Source organism: Okeania sp. (assembly GCF_035285525.1).
Taxonomy (GTDB): domain Bacteria; phylum Cyanobacteriota; class Cyanobacteriia; order Cyanobacteriales; family Microcoleaceae; genus Trichodesmium.
Genome location: NZ_JAYKGW010000235.1, coordinates 28,538 through 52,073 on the forward strand (window position 1 = coordinate 28,538; position 23,536 = coordinate 52,073).

Here is a 23,536-nt window from a genome sequence, read left to right on the forward strand (position 1 = left end):
CTATAGAACCCCTAACCGTATCTTGACAAAGCTGTGTTTTTTTGCCTAAGTCAGGAGTCAACCCACCCCTAACCCCTCCCAGGAGGGGAAATAGGGAAAAAGCTAGCTAGAGTTAGAGCCTTAGATTCACCATCTCCCGATCTCCCGATCTCTCCATTTCCCCAACTAATTTTGGAGACCCGTTGAGGGGTTCTATATGTATTGCCTTTGCGTATCAATAACCACTTCTTCTACAACTCCAGGTTTCTCCTAACTCTTAACTACTCCCTACCCTAATCATCAGACTTTTGAGCGCCAACCCTAAGTAGTATACTCAGCGTTAATTTTTACATAGTCATAACTAAGGTCACATCCCCAAGCTTTTCCACTACCAATACCATCTCCAACTTTTATAGAAATTAACACAGTATCATCTTTGAGATATTCTCCTGCTGCCCTCTGTTTTAGATATTCACTAGCAGCAGGGCGGTCAAAATCTAAAGGTTGACCGTTCTCCATGAGCAAAAAGTCTCCCAACTTTACCTGTAACTTTTCCTGTTCAAACTTGACTCCAGCGCGACCTGCTGCTGCTGCTATTCTTCCCCAGTTAGGATCGCGACCAAAAATAGCTGATTTGACGAGAGAAGACCCGGCAATAGTTTTGGCAATTTGATTAGCAGATGCTTCATCAGAAGTTCCAGTAACTTGAACCTCTATCAAACAAGTCGCTCCCTCTCCATCACGAGCGATCGCTTTGGCTAAATAAATACAAACTTCTGTTAACATTGCCTCCAACTTTTCTGCTTCTGCTCCCATATTCGTAATCGCAGATGTGCGAGACTGACCGTTGGCTAGAGCAATGACTGTATCGTTGGTACTGGTATCTCCATCAACAGTAATTTGATTGAAACTGCGATTAACTGCTCTGGTTAACATTTCTTGCCATAATGGAGGAGAAACTGCTGCATCACAGGTAACAAATGATAACATTGTTGCCATATTCGGATGAATCATTCCCGAACCTTTCGCAATACCACCAATACGAACTGGGCGATCGCCTACCATAGTTTCTAAAGCGATTGATTTTGTAACTAAATCTGTAGTGATAATAGCTTTAGCTGCTGCTTCCCCACCTTCTGGAGAAACTGTAGAAAGTAAATTGGGAATGGCTGCTTTGAGAGCATCCATTTTAATTCGTTTGCCAATAACTCCGGTGGAAGCTAGTAAAATCGAGTCTGGGGAAATATTGAGTGCTTTACCTAATTCTGCTGCACTTTCCACAGCATCTTGCCAACCTAAATCTCCTGTAGCAGCATTTGCTTGTCCAGCATTACATAAAATTGCTTTAGCGCTTGGTTTCTCTTCTAAACGCTGGCGACAATAATCGACACAAGCTGCTCTGACTTGACTTGTGGTAAATACTCCCGCAGCGATCGCATCTACGTCGGACAAAATCAGAGCTAAGTCTGCTGCCCCAGAAGGCTTTAACCCTGCAATTATTCCTGTTGCCTGATATCCCTTGGGAGCTGTTACTCCACCAGTTATTACTTGCCAGTCTGACATTTTTCTTTCCTTATATTGGATAATTGTGACTGATTATACTAATGACTTAAAAGATAGCCGTTTAAATTTCATTAAAAATTTAGTATTACACTTATTTTGGCAGCCAATCTTCATCCAATATTTGTTCCAGAGAATAAGGGTTAATTTCTCGTAATTGAAGTTCTGATTTAACTTGAGCAATTTTTCTAGCTTTGCCATAAAGATAGTCAAGTCGTTCAGCTAAATAATTGCGTAAATTTGTTGTGAGTTTGTATTCTAACTGAGTCCGAAAAGTTAAAATTTTTCCACGCCAATGCCTGGAGTTATTAGCTCTTTCTGCTGACCAATATTGATAAAGTAGTAAATGTTGAATAATTAAAGTCACGAAACTTTCTACAGCACTTTTTTCACTTCTACCCAATCCTTCTAACTCCTCAATTAAATTATCATAATCTAGGTTTTCTAATTGACGATTATTTAGTAGTTTAATTATTTCTTCTAACCACAGGAAATAATCTACTTCATACAGTAATTTTAGATCGGTAATTTGATGAATCATGTTGTATATCTATTTGTGTTGTGAACAAGTTAACGATCACTTGTCTTAACATTAGTAACTTTTCGCTGGCTATTCTAATGCACCATTTTAGATGAAACGATCCACTACTGAACTACTTTACGCCATGTGCAACTTTTCCTGACTTACTAAATTTAAGGAGTTATTAAAATAGCCTTTTCAACTTTATGGCGGTTGTTGTATTTTCGTAGAAAGTTGCACACCGCGTTACTTTAAGTGTTATCAGCCTTTTCCCATAATACTTTCAGTATACTCTCCCATTCTAAATTCTAAATTTTAAATTCTACAGGACTTAGGGCGTGTCATCAATTAAATAAGTTGACAAAAAGGCTATTCTCTGTTAAGTAAAAATGGCGATCAGGGTTGGGTAGGTTCAAAGATAGCTCGCGCATACCTGAAATTGTGCGGTAGGTAGGGGCGGGTTTCTCAGTTAAATGAACGATTGTCACAGTTAGTTAGATAAACCCGCCCCCCCAATGATGTAATGAACAACTTTAGCTTTGTCAGTCTACTACTTTTGTTGATAAAGCTTCTAACATCTAATTGATGACACACCCTAAGCAAATGTACTATATCTAGGGTTGTTGCGTAAGTCCTGTATTTTTGACTTAAGAAATTGGCCGATAAACTCGATAGTCAATTTCTGGAAAAATATTGTCGATCGCTTCAATTTTTTCCAACCAACCAGAGTCAATCTTTCCTTCTAAAATATCTTCATACAGCTTATTAAAACGCATTAAATGCGATCGCGTCCTCCGCACAGCATAAGGAACCATAGTACCCGTACTCATAATAAACGCCCAGTCAGAAGATTGAGCCAGTAATAATTCTCGACTGGCCTGATTTAGGGCCTTTAGTACCAATTCATCCTGTGCTTCGTATCGCGCCAATTCAACCATCCTTTCTGCGGCCTGATGCAAATGAGGATAAATCCAAGAATTAGTATGATTGAGCCAATATTCATGGAAACCCTTATATCCCCAACTCGACTGTGCTGGAAGACAAACTTGATGTTCAGGATGTTTCTGTAAATAATCTGCTAAATGAATCATTCGATAACTGCTCTGGTCATACCAAGTTTTACGGAATAGGATATCCAAAAACCAAGGTCCTTCATACCACCAGTGACCAAACAACTCAGCATCGTAGGGAGAAACAATTATTGGCAACCTCTCCATAATATGGTATAGATGCTCGACCTGCCGTTGCCGATTAAACATAAAATTACCAGCGTGTTCTGCTGCTTTTTCTCTTGCCCAGTATGGGTCATAAAGTTGTTTATCTGCTAACCCTAGATCCCGACCTGTAATTTTATGATATTTAATCCCTGTATTTTTGCGCTGGCCATTCGGCATAATATAAGGCTTAATATATTCATATTCTGCTTCCCAGCCTAAATCTTTATAAAATTCTCTATATTCTGGGTCTCCTGGATATCCGAGTTGGGAAGACCATACTTGTTGAGAAGATTCATGGTCTCTCGAAAAAACGGCGACTCCTGATTTAGTAAAGATAGGAGCATAACTCCCGTATCTGGGCCTGGGTCTAGCATAGAGTACACCATGACTATCTGTTAAGAAATAACGTATACCAGCATCCGCTAGTAATCGTTCTAGACCTTCATAATAAGCACATTCTGGTATCCAAATACCTCTGGGGCGACGGCCAAAATTTTGTTCATAATGTTGACAAGCAACTTCTATTTGTGCCCAGACTGCCTGGGGGCACATTTTCATTAGTGGGAAGTAACCGTGGGTAGCGCCACAGGTCATAATTTCTAGATTATTACTGTCTTGAAATTGCTTAAATGCTGTAATTAGGTCACGGTCATAACGTTCCCAGACTTCTCTGACATTGTTAAAGTGAGTGGCGTAATGTTCTGCAAGGTAGCGGACATGACCGTTGTGGATATTGTGGTCAATTTCCTTTTCTGCTAATTCTTCCAGTAAGGTTAGGTGATGTTCGTAGCGGTCTTGTAGTAGGGGGTCTCGTAGCATGGACACCAAGGGAGGTGTTATGCTCATGGTCATTTTAAAGTTTACACGATCTTGCTTTAACCCCTCAAACATTTGGATGAGGGGGACATAAGTTTCCGTAATTGCTTCAAATAGCCACTCTTCTTCTAAAACATAATCGCTTTCTGGATGTCTGACAAAAGGGAGATGGGCATGAAGAACAAAGGCGAGGTAGCCAATAGCCATAGTCTTTAATAGGTAATAAAGTAAGGTGAACTGAAATTGAAATTGAAAAAAATTATAATATTTTCTTTATGATTGTAATGCTAAAGAGTACAAATTTAGAATTTAGAATTTAGAATTGGATAGTATCAGGAAGGCAGAACGGAAGGAATAAGGTAAGAAGGTTAGGATTTACACGGGAGGAACCCGGTTTCTAGGAGAAATCGTTGTTTTGAGCAGTAATAATCTACCCTCGTACCGGGTTTCTGGGTTCATCTGCGTAAGTCCTGAAGGTATAAACTTTTTCATCGACTAATTATCCGGATACAAGTGTATATGTTCATAATTTTATCTACAGTTCAATCTCCCCATCTCCCCATCTCCCACAACTATATAACGAGTATTTAACCGGATTTTATATTATATATAACTTCACTACTATCAAGAACTGCTTCCTGTAATGCTCCTACTGAAAACTTGGCTCCTGTTAAATTAGCTCCCCTCAAATCAGCGTTAGTAAAATTTCCTCTCTCACAGTTGGCATTTTGAAGATCGGCAGCTCTGAGATTAGCATCTTGAAAATTTAAGTCTTGCAAACTTAAACCAATTAGCACACAGTTAGAAAAATCATTATTTCCTGCATCTAATCTTTCCCTAATTTGCTGTCGCCATAGCTTGTTAAACATTCCTATCTCAGATAACTTAGAAATCAAATAAATTAACTTATTATTAGACTCTATACCGCGAAGAGTACCCTGAACATCATACCAGTTGAGCCAAGGTAATAATCCCTCTGGAGACTGAAGGGAAAAATTGACCTTATTTTCGTGATAAGCATCAGCAGTTTGAGCATAACCACGACCTACACAATTAATAAAATTTTTCTCTACCTTTGCCAGATCTTCACTTTGAGTAGATAGGGTGCGCCAAATTCTTTCTTGCACACTAAAACCAAAATGCCCATGAGAATATACTATCCACAGTAAATCAATGGTTCGGAAATCCAGTAAAGGTAATTTATAAACAAATTTTTCATTCAGACAACTGGAAAAATGACCATAAAACGAGGAAGCCGGAAACTCTTCCCGATGGATACTTTCCAGCATTTTTTGATAATTCTGTAGTAAGCGAGTAAGTTGATTAAATATCTCAGACTGAATATTTTTGTTGATTGTCTTCAAAACCTCTTTGGCTTCCCGAATACCTTCGTATATATCTATTCTAAAAGCAATTTCACACAATAAGCGGAAGGTTTCCCTATCCGCTTTTTGCCATTGAGATGCTGCTAGTAAATCTTGCAGTTTTTTGTAGTTAACTCCTAATGCTGAGTGCAACTCTATATCCGTAACCAATTTTTTCTTGGGATCAAAAATGACATCTCTAGGACGTTGCCAGACTTTTTCAATGATTTCAGCGATCGCTTCCCCAAGTGTTTCTGATGAAATATTCTCTTCTCCCAACTTTTGCCACAACTTAGAAGATATGTAGTAAGGACGAGGCATTTGTTCATAAAGCCGTTTAGCATAACCCCCTGTCACCCCCACCGGAATTACCACTGCACCCATTTCTATTGCAGTTTCAGCTTCTTGTTTTGCACCTGGTCCCCCTTCTATAAGTACATAAACCGATGCCATGCGAGCTAAAATTTCTCGACGCTCAAATAAAGTTTTACCTCCATAAAGATTTAGACCATATTCCCAGGGTTGAAATCCTTCTGGTTGGATATGATACACTAAAGCTGGTTGATGTTGCTGATAGCATTCTTGCCAAAAACTACGGGAGACTGCTTCAGGTATACCTGTGACTCCACCTGTTAAGAGAGCTAACTTTTGAAATGATGTAGCAAGTTTTCTACCAGTAGCATTGCATATTGCCTTGGTAGTTACACCCCAAAATGAGGTACTGCCAATGATTGCTACTCGATACTCAGATTGAATTTGAGTAAGTAACTGTCTAGCTATTTTGCTTTCATATTTTTGCCTAGAAGTGGGGGAAGTTATGGAAGTTGGCAGGTTTATTTTGTATTGTTCGTAATTATCCAGCTCGTGACAAACAAAAATTATTCTCCATGGTAAAGGGTGATTTTCCAAAAATGTCAGGGCTTCTGTGAGAGCTATTTTCGCAGCCCAATCTCTAGGAAAGCCACGCATTCCGGTGCTAATACAGGGAAACGCGAGACTATGAATTTGGTTTTGTGCTGCTAGTTGCAAACAGTTCCGATAACATCTGGCTAGCTGTTTGCTGGATATTTTACTATTGGTTTTATCCCAAACTGGGGCACAGGTATGAATGATGTATGAAGCTATAAGTTTATAGCCTTTAGTAATTTTAGCTTCGCTAGTTTCCAGCCATTCTATTTGTCTTGTGGCTTTTATTATTGCTTCTCCTGCTGCTTGGTAAATTTGACTAGATAATCCATGACCACGAAGACTATTGTCAGTAGGATTCACGATCGCTTCTACCGATTGATAAATAATATTGCCTTGAGTAATGCTCAAGCGTTTACCACATTGTAGATTTTTCCTAGAAGTCTGCGTACTTTTCCCTGGTTTATTCATACTTGATTTTATATATAAAAATAATTAATTTTCATTATTATACAGATTTTCCTTGATATTTGCTGAGTATAAATTTATGTGTTTATTAAAAGCAGAAATTACTAATAGATATTTCCAGGGAACAGGGAACAGGTATGGAGGGAATAGGTATGGAGGGAATAGTTGGAAAAGTGTTTTCTAGTCTAAAAGCCATCATCAGTCGATGTCCTAATTGCCTTGTCGGTTGCTATACTTTTTGATTACCCGTAACCTATTTAGGGTTTGCTGATTTATCGGGAACCGTAAAAGTCTTTTTTAAGGGTAGGGATGTTGTATGCAACGTCTTTACGGAAGCGCTTGAGTAGGGAGTAGTTAAGAGTTAGGAGAAACGCGGAGTTGTACAAAAGGTAGTCATTCTTAGTTTCTCCTTATTTTTTCTGTCATAATTACCCTAAAATCCTTACTTTTTCCTCTCCATAAACCGAAAATTTGGTACTTTTGCGGTTCCCGATAAATCAGTACCTAAAATTATTCAAACCTTTATTGAATAGTGCTTTCCTCTTTAATCAGCTAACCCTATTTAGGATTGCTATATTAGGAATTATTCACTAACACAAGAAACCGAATTTATGCAGGAAATTCTGGGGAATAAACCAGGTTTCTGCATAGGTAATTTCTAACTAACTAAAATAACTTTTGACAATCTTGATAATTCTCTCCGAGGCATAACCATCACCAAAGGGATTAACTGCCATTGCCATTTCTTTATATTTGCTAATATCACTCAATAATTCTCCAGCAGCAGTCACAATATTATTCGTATTAGTACCAACAAGTTTAGCAGTTCCCGCCATTATTGCTTCTGGTCTTTCTGTTGTTTCTCGTAATACTAAAACTGGCTTACCCAAACTAGGAGCTTCTTCTTGTAAACCCCCAGAATCAGTTAATATTAAATAAGAATTTTGCATAGCTCCTACTAATTGACTATAATCAAAAGGTTCTTCTAAAAATACTCTTGGATGATTCCCTAAAATTGCTTTTAAAGGTTCCCTAACTGTGGGATTTTTATGGAGAGGTAAAACTAAAGCAGTGTCAGGAAATTTATCTAGAATTTGCAAAAATGCTTGAGCAATTTTTTCTAAAGGTTCTCCCCAATTTTCTCGCCGATGAACTGTTGCTAATATTACTCGATATTTAATCCAATCTAAACCATTAATCTGACATTGAGGTTGAGATTTTGCTACTTTTAACAAAGCATCAATTACCGTATTTCCTGTTTGATGAATTTCTCCTATGACCCCTGATTTTTGTAAATTTTCCATAGCCAAATTTGTAGGAGCAAAATGTAATTGAGCTATCTGAGAAATTAAACGACGATTGGCTTCTTCTGGATAGGGATTAAATAAGTCATTAGTTCTTAAACCTGCTTCTACATGACCAACAGGAATTTTTTGATAAAATGCAGCTAAAGAAGCAGCAAAAGCGGCGCTAGTATCTCCCTGAACTAATACTAATTGAGGTTGCAATTGGAGAAATAATTCTTCTAGTCCTTGTAAACTTCGACACAGAATATCTGTCAATGTTTGTCTAGTTTGCATAATTGCTAAATCTTGGTTAGCTTTAATATTAAATAATTCCATTACTTGGGTAACCATTTCTTTATGTTGACCAGTCAAAATTACCAGGGTATCAAAATTAGGAGAACTTTGAAAAGTTTGGATAACTGATGCTAATTTGATAGCTTCGGGGCGAGTTCCTAAAGTGATTGCTACTCGAATAGGAGTGTTGGGCATTTCTATTTAATTTGATATGTTTTTCAGACAATAATCAGAATTATATAGCAATTTTGATACTGATAAGTTACAAAATTTCTAAATATTTAGCAGTTAGGTATTTATTGTAGTGTAAGCATTAAGCATTTAGCTTTTGAACTTAATAAGTGTTTGTGCAAAATTAATTACACATCTATACAAACTGAATTATTTTCCTTCTCAAGAGTACAGAGAATTAGAATAGGTAAATAATTTTGCTTAGGTACTTAACTTACTAAAGTTAGTTAATGGCCTGTTTATTTCCTACGGAATGCTAGGCAAATATAAGTTTGACTTCTTTTTCAAGGCTAATTTATATTTGGTGTGCTATTAAGTTAGTAATTCATAGCTAATAACTGAATGCTTATAGCTTACTTTAAAGCTATTTTAAGGTAATAAACTACATAGCTCAATAGACTATTAAGGTTAATTAATGGACTTTTAACGATACTTTTAATTCTTGGAAATTTCTGAATTGTTTTTCCCTCCTTTAAAAGTAATAAAGCTATTAGGGCAGCTCCTTCGCACCAGGCTAGCTAATGGCTGACTGCTCAATGCTGAATGCTTACCTAAATAGACATCTGCAAAAATCAAAAATATAATCCATTATTATATATAAATCATCAATTAGTCCCCCTGTTCCCTGTTTCCTAAAAAAGCTTTATTAGTTGAGGTCAATTGTATCTTACTATCAAAACCGACTTTAAGGGTTATATTCTTCATTTAAAGCCATTTTTAGGTTTAGATAAGGTCAGCTCTCAGTAATAATATCTAAATCTTAAGAAATAGCCGTAAACAGACTTTTCCAAAAATTAAAAATATAATCAATTCTTATCCATAAATAATCAATTACTCCCCCATTCCCTGTTCCCTAAAAAAAGCTTTATTATTCGAGGTCAATTGCATCTTACTATCAAAGCCGATTTTAAGGGTTATATTCTTCATTTAAAGCCATTTTTAGGTTTAGATAGGGTCAGCTCTCAGTAATAATATCTAAGCCTTAAGAAATAGCCGTAAATAGAAATCTGCAAAAATCAAAAATATAATTAATTCTTATCTATAAATCATCAATTACTGCCCCTGTTCCCTGTTTCCTGTTCTCTGTTCCCTCTTTTCGGAAGATGTCTAATGAATATAGACCCTAGAGAATTTCATATTTTTCAGTTAAAAATTTCATATTTTTGGAGCAAATATTCTGATAGTTTACCAGTTAAATAGTAGTCATTTTATGTAATTTATAAGATTTTTGAATTAAAATTTTTTATGAATGGACAAAAATCACATAATACTTCACCTACTATAATGGTGGTAGATGACCAAGAATATATGCGTTATTTGCTGTCTAGAGCTTTAAAATTAGAAGGGTATGAGATAATAGAAGCAAGTAATGGCAAAGAATGCCTGGAAAAATGTAGCACTCAAATACCAGATTTAATTTTACTAGACCTAATGATGCCAGAAATGGATGGTTTTAATTGCTGTGTTAAATTGCAAAAACTTTTTAACGAGAGTTTATCAAATAATTTTTGTCTTGGGAACCTAGATAGCAACCCTTTAATTTATCAAACTCCATTATTAATAATCACTTCTCTTGAAGATAAAGAATCTGTTGATTTAGCTTTTAAAGTTGGGGCAATGGATTATATTACTAAACCAATTAAATTGACAGTTTTACTGAAGCGAGTTCATCGAATTTTGCAAATTAATGAAGTGGTAAAAGAATTAAGGCAGCAAACAGAAAATGCCAAATTTATGAGTTTTATTCAAGAACGGATACGTCAATCATTACAACTTGATGAAATTCTAAAAACTACAGTAGATGAAGTCAGAAGTTTTCTGAAAACTGACAGAGTATTTATATATAAATTCAAGCCTGATGGAACAGGAGAAGTAGTTATGGAATCTGTGAGTTTTTATCAAACATCTGTTCTAGAAAGCATGAATAAATTTAGTAATAATGGACATAATAAATTGGCAGATAAAGAAGATATACCTATTGCAGATCTAATTCCATATCATGTTAAATTTCTGACTCAGTTTCAAGTAAAGGCTAACTTAGTAGTACCAATATCAAAGATTAATACAGAACAAAAATCTGCAGAAGATTTTGATTATACTCAAGAACAATTGTGGGGATTATTAATTGTTCATCACTGTTCAGAACGAAGAAAATGGCAGCCTTTAGAAATTGAATTTCTGGAACGTTTAGCTGGACAGTTAGCGATCGCTATTCAACAATCAGAAATATATCAAAAATTAGTAATTGCTAATCAAAAGTTAGTTGAATTTGCCAACTATGATAGTTTAACTAAGGTTGCTAACCGTCGTGTATTTGAAGAATATATGGATAAAGAATGGCAACGTATGGCAAGGGAAAAAACACCAATGACTTTGATTTTATGTGATGTTGACTATTTCAAAGGTTACAATGATACTTATGGTCATTTAGCAGGAGATAGATGTCTGCAAACTATTGCTAATGTAATTAAAACAGAAGTTAAGCGACCGGCAGATTTAGTTGCACGTTACGGTGGGGAAGAATTTGTAATTGTATTACCTCTAACAACTGCTCAAGGTGGATTTGATTTAGCAGAATTAATTCGTCAGCGACTTTTAGATTTAAAATTAGTTAATTCTGGTTCCAAAATATCAGAATTTGTTACTCTTAGTTTAGGTGTAGCAAGCACTATTCCTTTATCAGAAGTTTCCTGGGAAAAATTAGTAAAAATAGCAGATAAAGCCCTTTATAAAGCAAAGGAAGAAGGACGTGATCGCGTAATTATTAAAAATTTTTAAATTTTGGTATTTAAGCTTTAGTTTGGTAACACAACCTTCCCAGTTGTTACAGCTACCGAAGGCTGTGTGACAAATAATAATTTTAGTATTTAAGCTTTAGTTTGGTAAGACAACCTTCCAGGTTGTTACAGCTACCAAAGGCTGTGTTACAGGGGATAGAGATTAATCTTCAAAAGTTTGGTAATACAACTTTCCAAGTTGTTACAGCTACCGAAAGCTGTGTGACAATTGAACATTCCTTCTTTTCTAGAATGGAGTATTGCAGTTAAATAACATTTTTTCTATCTGAGAATCAATAAATAATGGTTGAACTGGAATTTTAACAAGTAACTTTTGAAAGGAGCAATTATCTTGGCTAATAGTTTTTTCTAACTCTATTTTGATTTGTTGCCGATAGAAACCACATAATGGTTCCCACCTTTGAGATTTTTGAGGAACTAATGCTAAAATTTCTGGAGAAAGTTGGTTTAATTTAGTTGCCCAAGTTTGAATAATATTCGAGTTCAACAGAGGTAAATCACATCCTAATAATAAAATCCAATCACTATTAATTTGAGTTAATCCCTCAGTAAAAGCAACTAAAGGACCTTCATTTTTTAACTCAATTAACCATTCACATTCTATAGGTATAATTGGTTGATATTTTTCCGGCCACGGAGTAATAATATAAACTTTTTCTGTACATTTATTTGCTACTTGATACACCCTTTTTAACATAGGTATATTTTCCCAAAGCATTAAGGCTTTATCTTGACCCATACGAGAACTTTTTCCACCTGCAAGAATGAGTGCTACTAAATGATTTTTAGAGAGTGAAGATTTATTCATATCTAAGCTTGATAGATGTTTGTTATAACGAAAAAAACTGTAGGGGTTTAGTCTCCAAATCCCTTAGCACTTGGATTTGGAAACCAAACCCCGCACTTATAAAATCTTACAACCTAATTTAAGATTGCTATAATTTTCTTAAACGAGGGAATAGTTAGGGAGTTTCATACAACCTTTGTAGCGAGAAGCCAAAATAAAAATACAAGACTTACGCAACGGCAATAATTGTAGAGACAGTATCTGGCATAATTGCCAAATTATACACCATACAGCAGTTTTCATTTCGGTAGACCACAGTAGGGACGTTAGCATTTTTGTTATGCAACGTCCCTACCAGGTTTTGGTAATAGGGATATGATTCATCAATTTTAAAAGGACTGTATATTGGGGTAATGCGTAATTCCTGAAAATAGTTAATACCCTACTGAGCGATCGCTATTTTTGTAGTTATACTTAAGCTAACAACTTAATCATTTCTTCAGTAACAACTTCTACTTTCAGAAAGCGGCAAATAGCTTCAATTTTATTCCCTTTACCAATTTTAAATTCCAGATGTAACCAATTTTCCGGTGACAGACCAAGATTCTCTATCCAAGATGAAGGAGTAACTTGCCTCCATCCTACGATTGTACCAAGATTTCTGGGAGAAGTGACATTTGTAAGCAAACCTATCTGAGGTAAAAATTCTATTTGGAGATGAGTACAGGAAACCAAAGTAACCTTAAGCGGTTGGTCAACTGTTGCTACTTCTGCTTCACTTGAGTCTAATTCCCAGTAGTAGTTAAGATTAAGTATATAATCGTTAGGAAATTGCCAATTCATTGAAAGTAACTCAGCTTCTGTAAAATCGTACTCTAAACTGCTCCCTGTTCCCTATTCCTTTTCTTCACTAACAGACTTTTTCAGTAAACCCTAACTACAAAATAGAGCATTTAGGTGACTATATCACAAGTCAGTATCTTAAAATCACCCATCCTAACCTCTAATTTTTTCTGGAGATAGATTTGCTAAAAATCTTATTCCAAAAGGTTTTTACTTTAATTGTCACCCCTCCAGTCAATTGAGAACAGTTGATGACAGATATCTATAAATTATGCTTCACTCCATAATCACAGGATTTGTATTAGTCCTAAAATTAACCACATTGCCAATAACAGCGATCGCTGGTGCTTCAAATCCAGTCGCTTCAATTTTTTCTACAATATTATTGAGAGTACCAATTAATTCTTTTTGCTCTGGACGAGTTCCCCACTGAATTAAAGCTACAGGTGTTTCTAGGTCACGTCCGGCAGCAATCAGTTCTTCGATCACATTATGCAAGTTATGCACACCCATATAAATCACTATTGTTTCTGAACCATGGGCGATCGCTTCCCAATTAATTTCGGGTCGATATTTACCTGCTGCTTCGTGACCTGTAACAAAGGTGACTGAGGAACTATAGTCTCTGTGAGTTACAGGGATACCAGCATAAGCAGGTGCAGCGATACCGGAAGTGACACCAGGAACAACTTCCACAGATACTCCTGCTTGCATTAAGTCTTGGAGTTCCTCTCCACCGCGACCAAAAACAAAGGGATCGCCTCCTTTTAAACGTACTACTACTGCATGGGTTTTAGCTTTTTCTATTAGTAGTTGAGTTGTTTCTATTTGCTCTAGGGAGTGACGACCGCGACGTTTTCCTGCATTAATTTTTTCCGCAAGGGGGTTGATCATTCCCAGAATAGTTGGACTGACTAGAGCATCATAGATCACAACCTCAGCTTGCTCTAATAGAACTTTGCCTTTGAGTGTCATTAGTCCGGGATCTCCGGGTCCTGCTCCTACTAAATATACTTTGCCTACAAATTTTATGTGCTTCATATTCTGGGATGGCGATAAAAACTAAATTACTTTAATTGTACCTCTAAATTACCATTATCATAAAATAGAATCGTAAACTCTGCCCACTCTGTTTTGAGTGATTCTTTTTTAAGATTAGCTTCAGAATTAACTAGACTAGGTATAGGTGTCTTTTCCAAATTATCTACTGCTATTTGATTAAAAGGTTCATAATCAGCGATCGCGCCATTTTTATCTATTTTAACTAAGTATATTGAAGTTAGATTTACCGGAGTTTTCCAGTTTTTATAAATAGTATTGTATAGTTTTTGTTTTAATTGTAATAATTCTGTTTCATTGGTAATTTTGTTAGCTATTGGTTCTACATTTTGAGGTGGAGAATGAGTATTTTTTTTCCAAGAATTTTTATTTAACAACTCAAATTTATTATACAGCTCGTCTAAGGTTTTATTTTTTTCTGTTGAAGTTGAATCGTAAACAACATTAGCCACAACTTTTTCTTTATTTAATCGATGAATATCTCCAGTAATCAGGATACGATAAAATCCAGAAATTATCACCAGAACAATAGTAGTTAATGAAACTAATGATGCTGTTTTAAATCGTTCGGTTAATTCCGTTGTACTATGAGCAATCATATCTTGCTCTGAAATATCTGTTTTCACCATTATCATTTCCGCTTCTTGGCGTTGGATAGTTATTTCTCTGCTTGAACCAACCCTAATGTGCAATGGACCCAACAATTTGCTTTTACCCAAAACTTGCACTGGTTTATTAGAAACTATTCCCTTTTTTTCTAGTCTCTGAACAATTCCTCTTGTATCGTCATTGCTGATAATTCGTTCAACTATTCCTATTTGTCCTGTTTTTAAATGCAATAAATTCATCATCGTTTTAACTTATTTTTTTATGTACGTTGAAAGAATTATATTTTTTTTTAGAAAAAATTTCAATACTTAATACTAAATTTAACATACCTCTACAAAAATTAAAATTTACCTAAGTAGTCGGACCAAGTTAATTTCCTAGTTGAGAGAGGCTACAAGAAAGGGAGAAAAGAGAGTCAACAGAATATGTAATTAATTTTGTTTATGTACTTATTAAAAATTAGTGAGGTACAAAGTTTTATCCGTAAATGAGAAATAGAGATATTAGTTTTGAGCTATAGAAATCCTCAATATTTTTTGACAAATCAAAAAGTAAATAGAAAAACTGATTTCTGGGGAACCGTAACTCTCACCTGTTCATAGTTAAGCGTTTCCTGTTCCCTAAAAGCTTTTGAATTTTGTACATAAATAAAATAGGATTGCTATATATCTATGTCACTATTCTAAAAAGTGCTGTAATTGTTGATACTAACTTACTAAAATACAGTTGTAAGTATTTATTCATCTTCTATTAGCTATAGCAATTTTCAATACGTTGTCATACTTTATCTCCCCTTGTATTATAAGTTGTATCTCACAATTAGCATAAAAAAGAAAGTAGCTTAGTAAGTATTTATACTGTATTAATTATTTCTATTTAAGTTTCTCATTGGTCAAATTATCAGGAAAGTATTAAGTATAAATACTTACTTATATGGATTCAGTTTAACAGTTTTAAAATAATCTATGTTTTGTAAAGCTGCAAAAATTCCTGTAAATTCTATTAGTTTGCTAATGTCAAAAATTCCGGATTTACCATCTTAAAATTTCCGATAAAGTTGAGAGTTTTCTTGATAGCTAAATTCTATGATATCTTTTAACATAATTTACTCCAAAGATTCAATTTTTTCTAAAGGATTTTACTCTATAGTAATCCTAAATAGGTTGTAATATTTTATCTAAGGGGGTTTGGAGACCAAACCCCTACAGTTTTTTCTAATGAATGATTTTATATTGCTATATATTCAATTCCCTTACGGTTTTAACCAGAGGTAATTATCTATTAATGAATAATAGATAATGAATATTTTTTCCCGCTTCAGTAACCCAGAAACAGGGTTGATTTTTGTGGTATAAAAGCAGATAAACCTGGTTTACTAAATACCTCAAGATACTAATATATACCTGCCATAAACCCGGTTTATTATAGAGGGAAAAATAATCTTATTTTTTCTGCTGCATTCGAGCTAACATATTAGACCTAAATTCGGCAAATGCTGCTTCTGTCGCTGCAGAATTTTGCCATGAGGAACGTGTCATTAAATTTTTACACCAAGCGCTAACTTTAGGATATTCATCTAAGGAAATACCTCCTCTGGAAATTAGAGGAATTATTGTTCCAGCAACAACGTCAGCTAAAGTAATATTGTCACTACCAAAATAAGGGCGATCGCCTAATAATTTCTCAAAGAATGTAAGGACTGTGGAAATTTTTGCTTCCGCTTTTGCAACTTTTTCTGTGTCTTCTCCAGGCATATCTAAAATTCGTGATATTAATGGATTAATTGCAGGCAATAATTCATTAACACTCACCATTTGTACCATCCTTACAATTGTTAATTCTTCTACCTCTTTAGGTAACATATTAGGGGTAGGATATTTGGCTTCTAAATAGTCAAGAATTGCTAAAGATTCGACTACATTAAAACCATCATCTACCAAAGCAGGAATGTGATGAAAAGGGTTAATTGCTAAAAATTCAGGTTTAAATTGTCCTCCATTAAGTTTGACTTCTACTAATTCAAATTCAAGTCCTTTTTCTAATAGTGTTATCCAAACACGGCGGGAGTTAGGAGATACGGGGGTGTGATAAAGAGTTATCATTTAAAGAACCTCACAAGTTTATGAATGAGTTTAGCATTATTGATTTTAGCATTAAACAGGACTTACCCAGGGTGAAGCCAGAAACCCGGTTTTTTTTCGTAAGTCCTAATTCAACTTAATATTTCAGGTAAAAGTCTTGGGTTAAAGAAATAAATTCTCAACCCAGAAACCGGGTTTCTTTTCGTAAACCCTAATTCAACTTAATATTTCAGGTAAAAATCTTGGATTAAAGAAATAAATTCGGGTGTATATATATCTTGTTTATTTTTGATAGTAAGAATATTTTCTTGTAATGGTAATTGTTGTTTACTTAGTTCCAGCAAAATTCGTTTCACAGGAATTTCTTGGTTATGTTTAACATACAGTTTTCTCTGACAAAATAATCCCAAATCTTCTGCCTTTTCTTGAAAATTTATAGCTGGTTCCACTGGATAAATTACAGCTAATTTACCTGTTGCTGATAAAAGTTTAATTGCTGTTTTTAATAAATCAGTTTGTGAAAGGAAATCGGTATGTCTGGCAACATTTCTTGCCTGATTTGCAGCTTTATAAGCATTTTCAAAAAAAGGTGGATTTGAGACAATTAAATCATAACGTTTTTGGCAAATTTTTGTATATTCTTGGATGGAATAATTGAAGATTTTAATTCGGTTTGACCAAGGCGATCGCTCTACATTTTCCTTAGCTTGAAGAAATGAGTCTTTGTCAATTTCTACAGCATCAATAAATGTTCCATATTGTTGACTAGAACGCTGTGCCAACATTAAAGCAATTAAACCAGTACCAGTGCCAATATCTAAAATTTTTTCTGCACCCGAAATATCTACCCATGCTCCCAATAAAGTACCATCAGTACCAACTTTCATAGCACATTTATCTTGCCAAACAGTAAACTGTTTAAATTGAAATTTATTTCCTTTCATATTCTAAATTTTTCTCCTGATATCTATATCAATAATTATCCTCCTCAAAATTTACTCTGATTTAGCTGAAATTTTTTCATAATTACGTTATCTTAAAATAAATGTAAATTTATTAGGACTTACACTGGAGGAACCCGGTTTCTAGGAGCAACCGAGTTTCTGGGTTCAGTTCAGTTTCTGCGTAAGTCCTGTTTATCTGAAATAAGGACTAATAATGGTAACAGAAAAAATTCTCAAACAAGACACCCAAAAGACAATAGAAACAGAAACATTTCAGTGGACAAAACAATGGTATCCAGTAGCAGTTGTAGACCACACTGACTCATCTCGACCATATCCATTTCAGCTACTGGGGAAAAATTTAGTTCTGTGGCAGAATAATAGTGGAAAATGGTCTTGCTTTGAAGATGTTTGTCCTCACCGACTCGTTCCTTTTTCCGAAGGTAGAGTAGAATCAGATGGAACTCTGATGTGTGCATACCACGCTTGGCGCTTTAACTCCGAGGGCAAGTATGTCAGCATTCCTCAGTCTAAAAATAAAGAAACCGAAGCCAAAAATTGTGCTGACAGTAAATCTTGTGCTATTGTCTATCCCACCCAGGAACGTCAAGGTTTACTTTGGGTATGGGCAGAATCTGGAGAACAAGCTCAGGTAGAAAGTCAGTTACGGGAACCCAGGGTTATTCCTGAACTAGAAAACCCATCAGACAAAGTTGTGAAACTATATTGGAGTATGCGCGAACTTCCCTACGGTTGGGATTTATTTATGGAAAATGTTTCAGATCCAGCTCATGTTCCAGTTTCCCACCACGGAATAATGGGTAGCAGATATGATGAGGATAAATATTATGACATGATTCCAGTGAGGAAATTTTCTACCCAGGAAGGTTTCTCTTTTGAAATCAGACCAATAAAAGTACCTGGTATGAAACAAGCTATCCATGATTTTCAACCACCTTGTCACATGAGAATTTTCACTGAACTTGAGGGTGGTGGAAAATCCATTTTGGCTTTGTATGCTAGTCCTTCTCGGCCTGGTTGGTGTCGAACTATTGGATGTCAGGTGTTTGTAAAAGATGACCAAGGAAAACGAGCGAAAGGTTTAGGATTCTTTGGTTTGCCAATGCCTGAATGATTGAGTCATGTATTAGGTCCTATATTTTTACACCAAGATTTGGTCTTTCTTCATTATCAGGAGAAAATCCTAGCAAGGCAACAGCAAGGAAAATATCTAGATATGATTTATACGCCTAATCCTCAAGATAAAATGGTGATTACATTCCGCAGATGGTTGGAGAAATCTGCTGGAGGTGGGATACCTTGGAGTCAAGAATGTAATCCCGAAATACCACTACCAGAATATGACAAACGTAAGCTTTTTGATGTTTGGGAAACTCACACGAAACATTGTCTGACTTGTCAGAATGCACTGAAAAATATTAATCGCTTCAAAATTTTGACCTACGTTTTGGCAGCGTTATGTTTGTGTTTGGGGATAATTATTGATGCACGGACGATCGCTATTCAAGTAGCTACAGCAGCAGTAACTGAAACGGCAACTTCTGTTTCTGGTTTGGCATTGCCTCCACTAGGATTTTGGTTGGCGGTTGGAGGTGCAGCTTTATTTGCTTTCGGTGGATATAAGTTGCAACAGTTGACTAGATTGTTTTATGTTTATGAGTTTGAACACGCAGATAATGATTAAGCTGTTTCAGTTATCAGTTATCAGTTATCAGTATCTCTCTGAAGCATCTGGATGACAGCAATTTTCATTTGGGTAAATCACAGTCGGGACGTTACATGAGATGTCCCTAAAACATTAATTGATTTTATTTTTAATTTTTAGAGATATCTATGTAGATAGTAAATCCCATTCACATTTAGGAGAAAAGAGATTAGGAGTTACCCATGAACGCTATTCGTAGTGGATTGTTTGATCTAAAATGGTGCATTAGGAAGACACCGTAGGGGCGGGTTTTACAGGTGAGTTAACGAGTTGATCTAGTTTACTAGATCAACCCGCCCCCAGTGATATAAGCCACCATCTCAGGGGTGGGTTTATGTAAATTCTAGAAATCTATGAAAATTTCCTGAGAAACTCGCCCCTACCTATTGCACCATTTTAGATGAAACGGTCTAGTAGGGTGCGTTTTGCGTTCCGCAAAGCTCCGCTTTATATGTCGGCTCAAGCGCCGAAACGCTACGCGACATGTAAAGCCTATCTCGTAATGCACTGATAATCTATATCTAGTGCCTCCCGTGTAAGTCCTGAGAGATATTACCGTTAAAAGTCAACTAGGCAAAGGCAGTTTATTCACGATTCATCTACCTTGTATTTCTGAGACATTTGATTGAATACTAATTACTGGCGATTTTTTTTGCATATTTCCTTTTATCTCTTATATTGTCGGTTAATTTGGAACCACATAATAATTCCTGTCACTGCTAGCATTAACATTCCAAAGGCATTTAAAAATGGGTAAATCATCTCTAAATTAATTCTCCCAAACTTACCTCTATGCCATTCTAATAGCCAAATAAAATCATTGGCTTTACCAGTAATAACTGATATCTGAAAAAGAGAACCTGTAACTAAACTAAGTAGTACAGGAAATAACATTACTGGAGCAAATAAATAGTGAAGTTGGCGTAGTCTGGCTTTATTAATTTTCATAACTCAAAAACAAAAATTCAATTGAGGACAAAGATAATAAATAGGTAAGCATTCAGCGGTCAGCTATTACTTTTAGTTTGCGATCCAAGCTTTTTCATTTGAGAATGAAAAATTACTATAAAAGTCAGTTTCCAGGTCTATATTCGTTTTAATATTCTCCTTAAGCTTGAGGTTTTTATTGCTGAATGCGAGCGGATTCCTTAGGAATAGCTGACAGCTAATAGCTGAATCCTTACATAAATAAATAAATAGCTTCTATCAGTTTCTATATCTGAATATATACCGCTTAATTGAAAATAGTAAGAAAGGCATAATTAATAACAGTAAAAAAACAATTTCTCCAGGCTGTAGTAGAAAATTATTCGTTGGAGCTAAGTCAAGGAAATTGATAACTTTCTCTTCTACAACTGTTTCTACTTTAGTCTCCACCTTTGGGGAAGGTGTTTCTTGTATTTGATTTTTTTGTTTTTCATTAACCGAATTACTTTCTACTTGTTTTACTTCTGCTTTTGAATTATCATTTTTATTCGGTACATGAAATTCTGGTGTATGAGCAAGAAAAGATATAGTTGGCATTATTTGGTAATTCCTATTGGTTTCAGTCGGCTTGGATATAGTGATAATTATGTTTGGCTTTTTCAGGGAAAAAATTTATCTTTATTTCATAATTTTATTTGATATAAAAATCCTATTTTATGTGTGTATAAAAATCTTAACTAGGTAATAGGCAATTAACAATGGACAAGAGCTTCAGAATTGATGTCTAGTTTTTGAATTATTATAACATAGGCACGGATTGTTATAATGGTAATTTACTGAAATAAAATTTTTAATAAAGGGTATAATTCCCAAAATATTAATTATGAAAAAAATTAATCGCCGAAATTTTTTAATCCTAAGTTATAGTAGTATCATTGCTACTTTAATGTCTCAATGTCGGATAGCCAATACTCAAGAAAATCAACAAAATTTTTCATCATATTCTCAAATTAATCAGAGCCAAGATGGAATTTTAGAACTTGATTTAACAACTAATTTGAATCGAATAAATCTGGGAAATAAACCAGCTTATCTACTAAATTATAACGGACAAATTCCCGGACCAAGACTAGAAGCAAAACCAGGAGATACTATTAAAATTAATTTCACTAACAATCTCCCCCAACCCACAAATATTCATTACCACGGACTGCATATTCCCATTACCGGAAACGCCGATAACGTCTTTCTGAATATTCCATCAGGCGATCGCTTTACATATCAATTCCAAATTCCGGAAAATCATCCTGCTGGAATGTTCTGGTATCATCCACATCTACATGGTTTTGTAGCAGAACAATTATTTGGTGGGTTGGCGGGATTATTTATTGTTCGGGGAGAGTTAGATGAAATTCCAGAAGTGAAAGCTGCTGACGAACAATTTTTAGTATTGCAAGATTTTGCCTTAGACAAAAAAGGAAATATGCTCCCATCCCAGGAACTCTCAATAATGACGGGAAGGGAAGGAAATTTGATTACTGCTAACGGTCAACTTACCCCTAATTTTGCCATTTCTGCTCAAGGTTTATTACGACTACGAATCCTGAATGCTTCCACTTCCAGATTTTATCGGTTGTCTCTAGAAGAACATCCATTTTATCTCATCGCTACTGACGGAGGTGCATTAGCTGAACCCTTAGAAATGTCAGAACTGTTACTGACTCCTGGAGAACGTGCAGATGTATTAGTCCGAGCTAACCGAGAACCAGGAAAATATCGTTTGCTAAATTTGCCTTACGAACGAGTGGGTATGGGTATGATGGGAGGAGGGATGATGGGGAGAAATATTCCTGAAAATCAACCGCAAGTATTAGCAACAGTCAGTTATGACAAACAGGTTGCTGCTGTACCACTGCCAACAAAACTAATCCCAGTTCCATCATTGCCAGAACCTGAAAAAGTGCGTCGTTTTCAAATGAATCATGGCATGATACCCGGTCAAGGAATGGCGTTTTTGTTTAATGGTGAGTCATATCAACCAGAAAGAATTGATACTCAAGTTCAGCTCAATACTCTTGAAGACTGGGAATTAATAAATACAGGCATTATGGATCATCCCTTTCATGTTCATGGCAATGCTTTTCAAGTTTTGAGTCGGAATGGTAAACCAGAAACTTATCGCGCTTGGAAAGATGTGGTTTTGGTGAGAGCGGGGGAAACAGTTTTAATGCGGATGCCTTTTCGAGATTTTGCTGGAAAGACTGTTTATCATTGTCATATTCTTGACCACGAAGATTTGGGAATGATGGGAAATTTGGAGATTATAGGTAAACCGCTGTAGGAACGTTGCATGCAACGTTCCTACAAAACAAGGCCGAACAAAGCCATTTTTTTGCCTAAATTCAATATTGTTGGGTTGCGCTTTCGCTTAACCCAACCTACAATATAAATATTGATATCAAAGATTATTTGAGGTAATCGTTATGAAAAAGTTTTTTTCTAATAGGATGCAGTCTCTAATTATTGGTGTAGGGGTTGCTGGAGTTTTAGGAGCAGCATATTTTTCTTTCATCGTTTTGCCACAAAACTCCGCCGTTAGTACCGCAACCCAGAATGTTGCAAATTCTGGTTCACCTACAACAAATTTAGCACCAGAAGCACTGAATATTACTGTTTACCGCACTCCTACTTGTGGATGCTGTAAGGGTTGGGTGGAACATATTCAGAAAAATGGTTTTCAAGTAACCGATATTGTCAAACCTGAGTCAGAAATTCAAACTATTCGCCAGAAATATAATTTGCCTTCAGATTTGACATCTTGCCACACCAGTGAAATTGGGGGTTATCTTGTCGAAGGTCATATTCCAGTGGCAGATGTGAAACGTTTAATTGCCCAGAAACCAGATGTTGCTGGAATTAGTGTTCCCGGAATGCCTATTGGTACTCCGGGTATGGAAATGGGCGATCGCCAACAATCTTTTGATGTATTTGCCTTTGAAAAAGATGGTCAGACTAGAGTTTTTAATTCTTATAAATTCTAGAATATTGACTTAATCAAGGAATAAAGGTATAGTGCTTTATAAAAAGACTTATGCACTAAATTAGGGATGACGCAAAGGCA

Annotated in this window: 18 protein-coding genes; 5 read left to right on the forward strand and 13 right to left on the reverse strand. The window is 35.6% G+C overall.

The genetic code is table 11. The annotated features are described in order from the left end of the window. Positions 1 to 300: 300 nt before the first annotated feature. The 5 genes from argJ to wecB all read right to left on the reverse strand — a co-directional run bounded on the left by argJ (position 301) and on the right by wecB (position 8,605). Entirely contained in the window at positions 301 to 1,542 is a 1,242-nt protein-coding gene (gene argJ / locus VKJ25_RS22245) for a bifunctional ornithine acetyltransferase/N-acetylglutamate synthase (protein WP_324238836.1), read from the reverse strand. A gap of 91 nt (positions 1,543 to 1,633) precedes the next feature. Then, the gene (locus tag VKJ25_RS22250) at positions 1,634 to 2,080 is read right to left on the reverse strand and encodes a DUF29 domain-containing protein (protein WP_324238837.1); all 447 of its coding nucleotides are present in this window, start codon (positions 2,078 to 2,080) and stop codon (positions 1,634 to 1,636) included. Positions 2,081 to 2,706: 626 nt separating this feature from the next. After that, positions 2,707 to 4,299 carry a glycoside hydrolase family 57 protein gene (locus tag VKJ25_RS22255; RefSeq protein ID WP_324238838.1) on the reverse strand — a complete coding sequence of 531 codons (1,593 nt, stop codon included), beginning with the start codon at positions 4,297 to 4,299 and terminating at the stop codon, positions 2,707 to 2,709. Positions 4,300 to 4,679: 380 nt separating this feature from the next. Then, entirely contained in the window at positions 4,680 to 6,833 is a 2,154-nt protein-coding gene (locus VKJ25_RS22260) for a macro domain-containing protein (protein WP_324238839.1), read from the reverse strand. A 659-nt stretch (positions 6,834 to 7,492) separates the two neighbouring features. Beyond that, complete coding sequence (gene wecB / locus VKJ25_RS22265) at positions 7,493 to 8,605, reverse strand: non-hydrolyzing UDP-N-acetylglucosamine 2-epimerase (RefSeq protein WP_324238840.1); 1,113 nt, start codon at positions 8,603 to 8,605, stop codon at positions 7,493 to 7,495. 1,281 nt (positions 8,606 to 9,886) lie between these two features. Between wecB and VKJ25_RS22270 the strand changes: the two genes are divergently transcribed. Then, positions 9,887 to 11,419 carry a diguanylate cyclase domain-containing protein gene (locus VKJ25_RS22270; protein ID WP_324238841.1) on the forward strand — a complete coding sequence of 511 codons (1,533 nt, stop codon included), beginning with the start codon at positions 9,887 to 9,889 and terminating at the stop codon, positions 11,417 to 11,419. Between the two features lie 246 nt (positions 11,420 to 11,665). On the opposite strand, the gene VKJ25_RS22275 is transcribed toward VKJ25_RS22270, so the two are convergent. The 6 genes from VKJ25_RS22275 to VKJ25_RS22300 form a co-directional block, all read right to left on the reverse strand. Next, positions 11,666 to 12,247: a molybdenum cofactor guanylyltransferase gene (locus tag VKJ25_RS22275; RefSeq protein WP_324238842.1), complete on the reverse strand. Its 582-nt coding sequence runs from the start codon at positions 12,245 to 12,247 to the stop codon at positions 11,666 to 11,668. A gap of 453 nt (positions 12,248 to 12,700) precedes the next feature. Next, entirely contained in the window at positions 12,701 to 13,069 is a 369-nt protein-coding gene (locus VKJ25_RS22280; RefSeq protein ID WP_324238843.1) for a hypothetical protein, read from the reverse strand. A 276-nt stretch (positions 13,070 to 13,345) separates the two neighbouring features. After that, complete coding sequence (gene cobA, locus VKJ25_RS22285) at positions 13,346 to 14,110, reverse strand: uroporphyrinogen-III C-methyltransferase (protein WP_324238844.1); 765 nt, start codon at positions 14,108 to 14,110, stop codon at positions 13,346 to 13,348. A 26-nt stretch (positions 14,111 to 14,136) separates the two neighbouring features. Beyond that, entirely contained in the window at positions 14,137 to 14,979 is an 843-nt protein-coding gene (locus VKJ25_RS22290; protein WP_324238845.1) for a FeoA family protein, read from the reverse strand. A 1,200-nt stretch (positions 14,980 to 16,179) separates the two neighbouring features. After that, positions 16,180 to 16,839, reverse strand: coding sequence for a glutathione S-transferase family protein (locus VKJ25_RS22295; RefSeq protein WP_324238846.1), 660 nt, complete (start codon positions 16,837 to 16,839; stop codon positions 16,180 to 16,182). Between the two features lie 200 nt (positions 16,840 to 17,039). After that, positions 17,040 to 17,762: a tRNA1(Val) (adenine(37)-N6)-methyltransferase gene (locus VKJ25_RS22300; protein ID WP_324238847.1), complete on the reverse strand. Its 723-nt coding sequence runs from the start codon at positions 17,760 to 17,762 to the stop codon at positions 17,040 to 17,042. Between the two features lie 214 nt (positions 17,763 to 17,976). Here VKJ25_RS22300 and VKJ25_RS22305 point away from each other — a divergent pair, with 214 nt between their 5' ends. Both VKJ25_RS22305 and VKJ25_RS22310 read left to right on the forward strand, forming a co-directional pair. Continuing rightward, positions 17,977 to 18,897: an aromatic ring-hydroxylating dioxygenase subunit alpha gene (locus tag VKJ25_RS22305; RefSeq protein ID WP_324238848.1), complete on the forward strand. Its 921-nt coding sequence runs from the start codon at positions 17,977 to 17,979 to the stop codon at positions 18,895 to 18,897. Positions 18,898 to 18,999: 102 nt separating this feature from the next. Next, positions 19,000 to 19,467, forward strand: a complete 468-nt coding sequence (locus VKJ25_RS22310; protein ID WP_324238849.1) for a hypothetical protein — start codon at positions 19,000 to 19,002, stop codon at positions 19,465 to 19,467. A 687-nt stretch (positions 19,468 to 20,154) separates the two neighbouring features. On the opposite strand, the gene VKJ25_RS22315 is transcribed toward VKJ25_RS22310, so the two are convergent. Continuing rightward, positions 20,155 to 20,436 carry a PepSY domain-containing protein gene (locus VKJ25_RS22315; protein ID WP_324238850.1) on the reverse strand — a complete coding sequence of 94 codons (282 nt, stop codon included), beginning with the start codon at positions 20,434 to 20,436 and terminating at the stop codon, positions 20,155 to 20,157. Between the two features lie 258 nt (positions 20,437 to 20,694). Then, positions 20,695 to 21,012, reverse strand: coding sequence for a hypothetical protein (locus VKJ25_RS22320; protein ID WP_324238851.1), 318 nt, complete (start codon positions 21,010 to 21,012; stop codon positions 20,695 to 20,697). A gap of 286 nt (positions 21,013 to 21,298) precedes the next feature. On the opposite strand from VKJ25_RS22320, the gene VKJ25_RS22325 reads away from it, so the two are divergent. Both VKJ25_RS22325 and VKJ25_RS22330 read left to right on the forward strand, forming a co-directional pair. Continuing rightward, a complete protein-coding gene (locus VKJ25_RS22325) occupies positions 21,299 to 22,756 on the forward strand; it encodes a multicopper oxidase family protein (protein ID WP_324238852.1) in 1,458 nt (485 codons plus the stop codon). A gap of 142 nt (positions 22,757 to 22,898) precedes the next feature. Next, entirely contained in the window at positions 22,899 to 23,456 is a 558-nt protein-coding gene (locus VKJ25_RS22330; protein ID WP_324238853.1) for a DUF411 domain-containing protein, read from the forward strand. Positions 23,457 to 23,536: the final 80 nt, after the last annotated feature.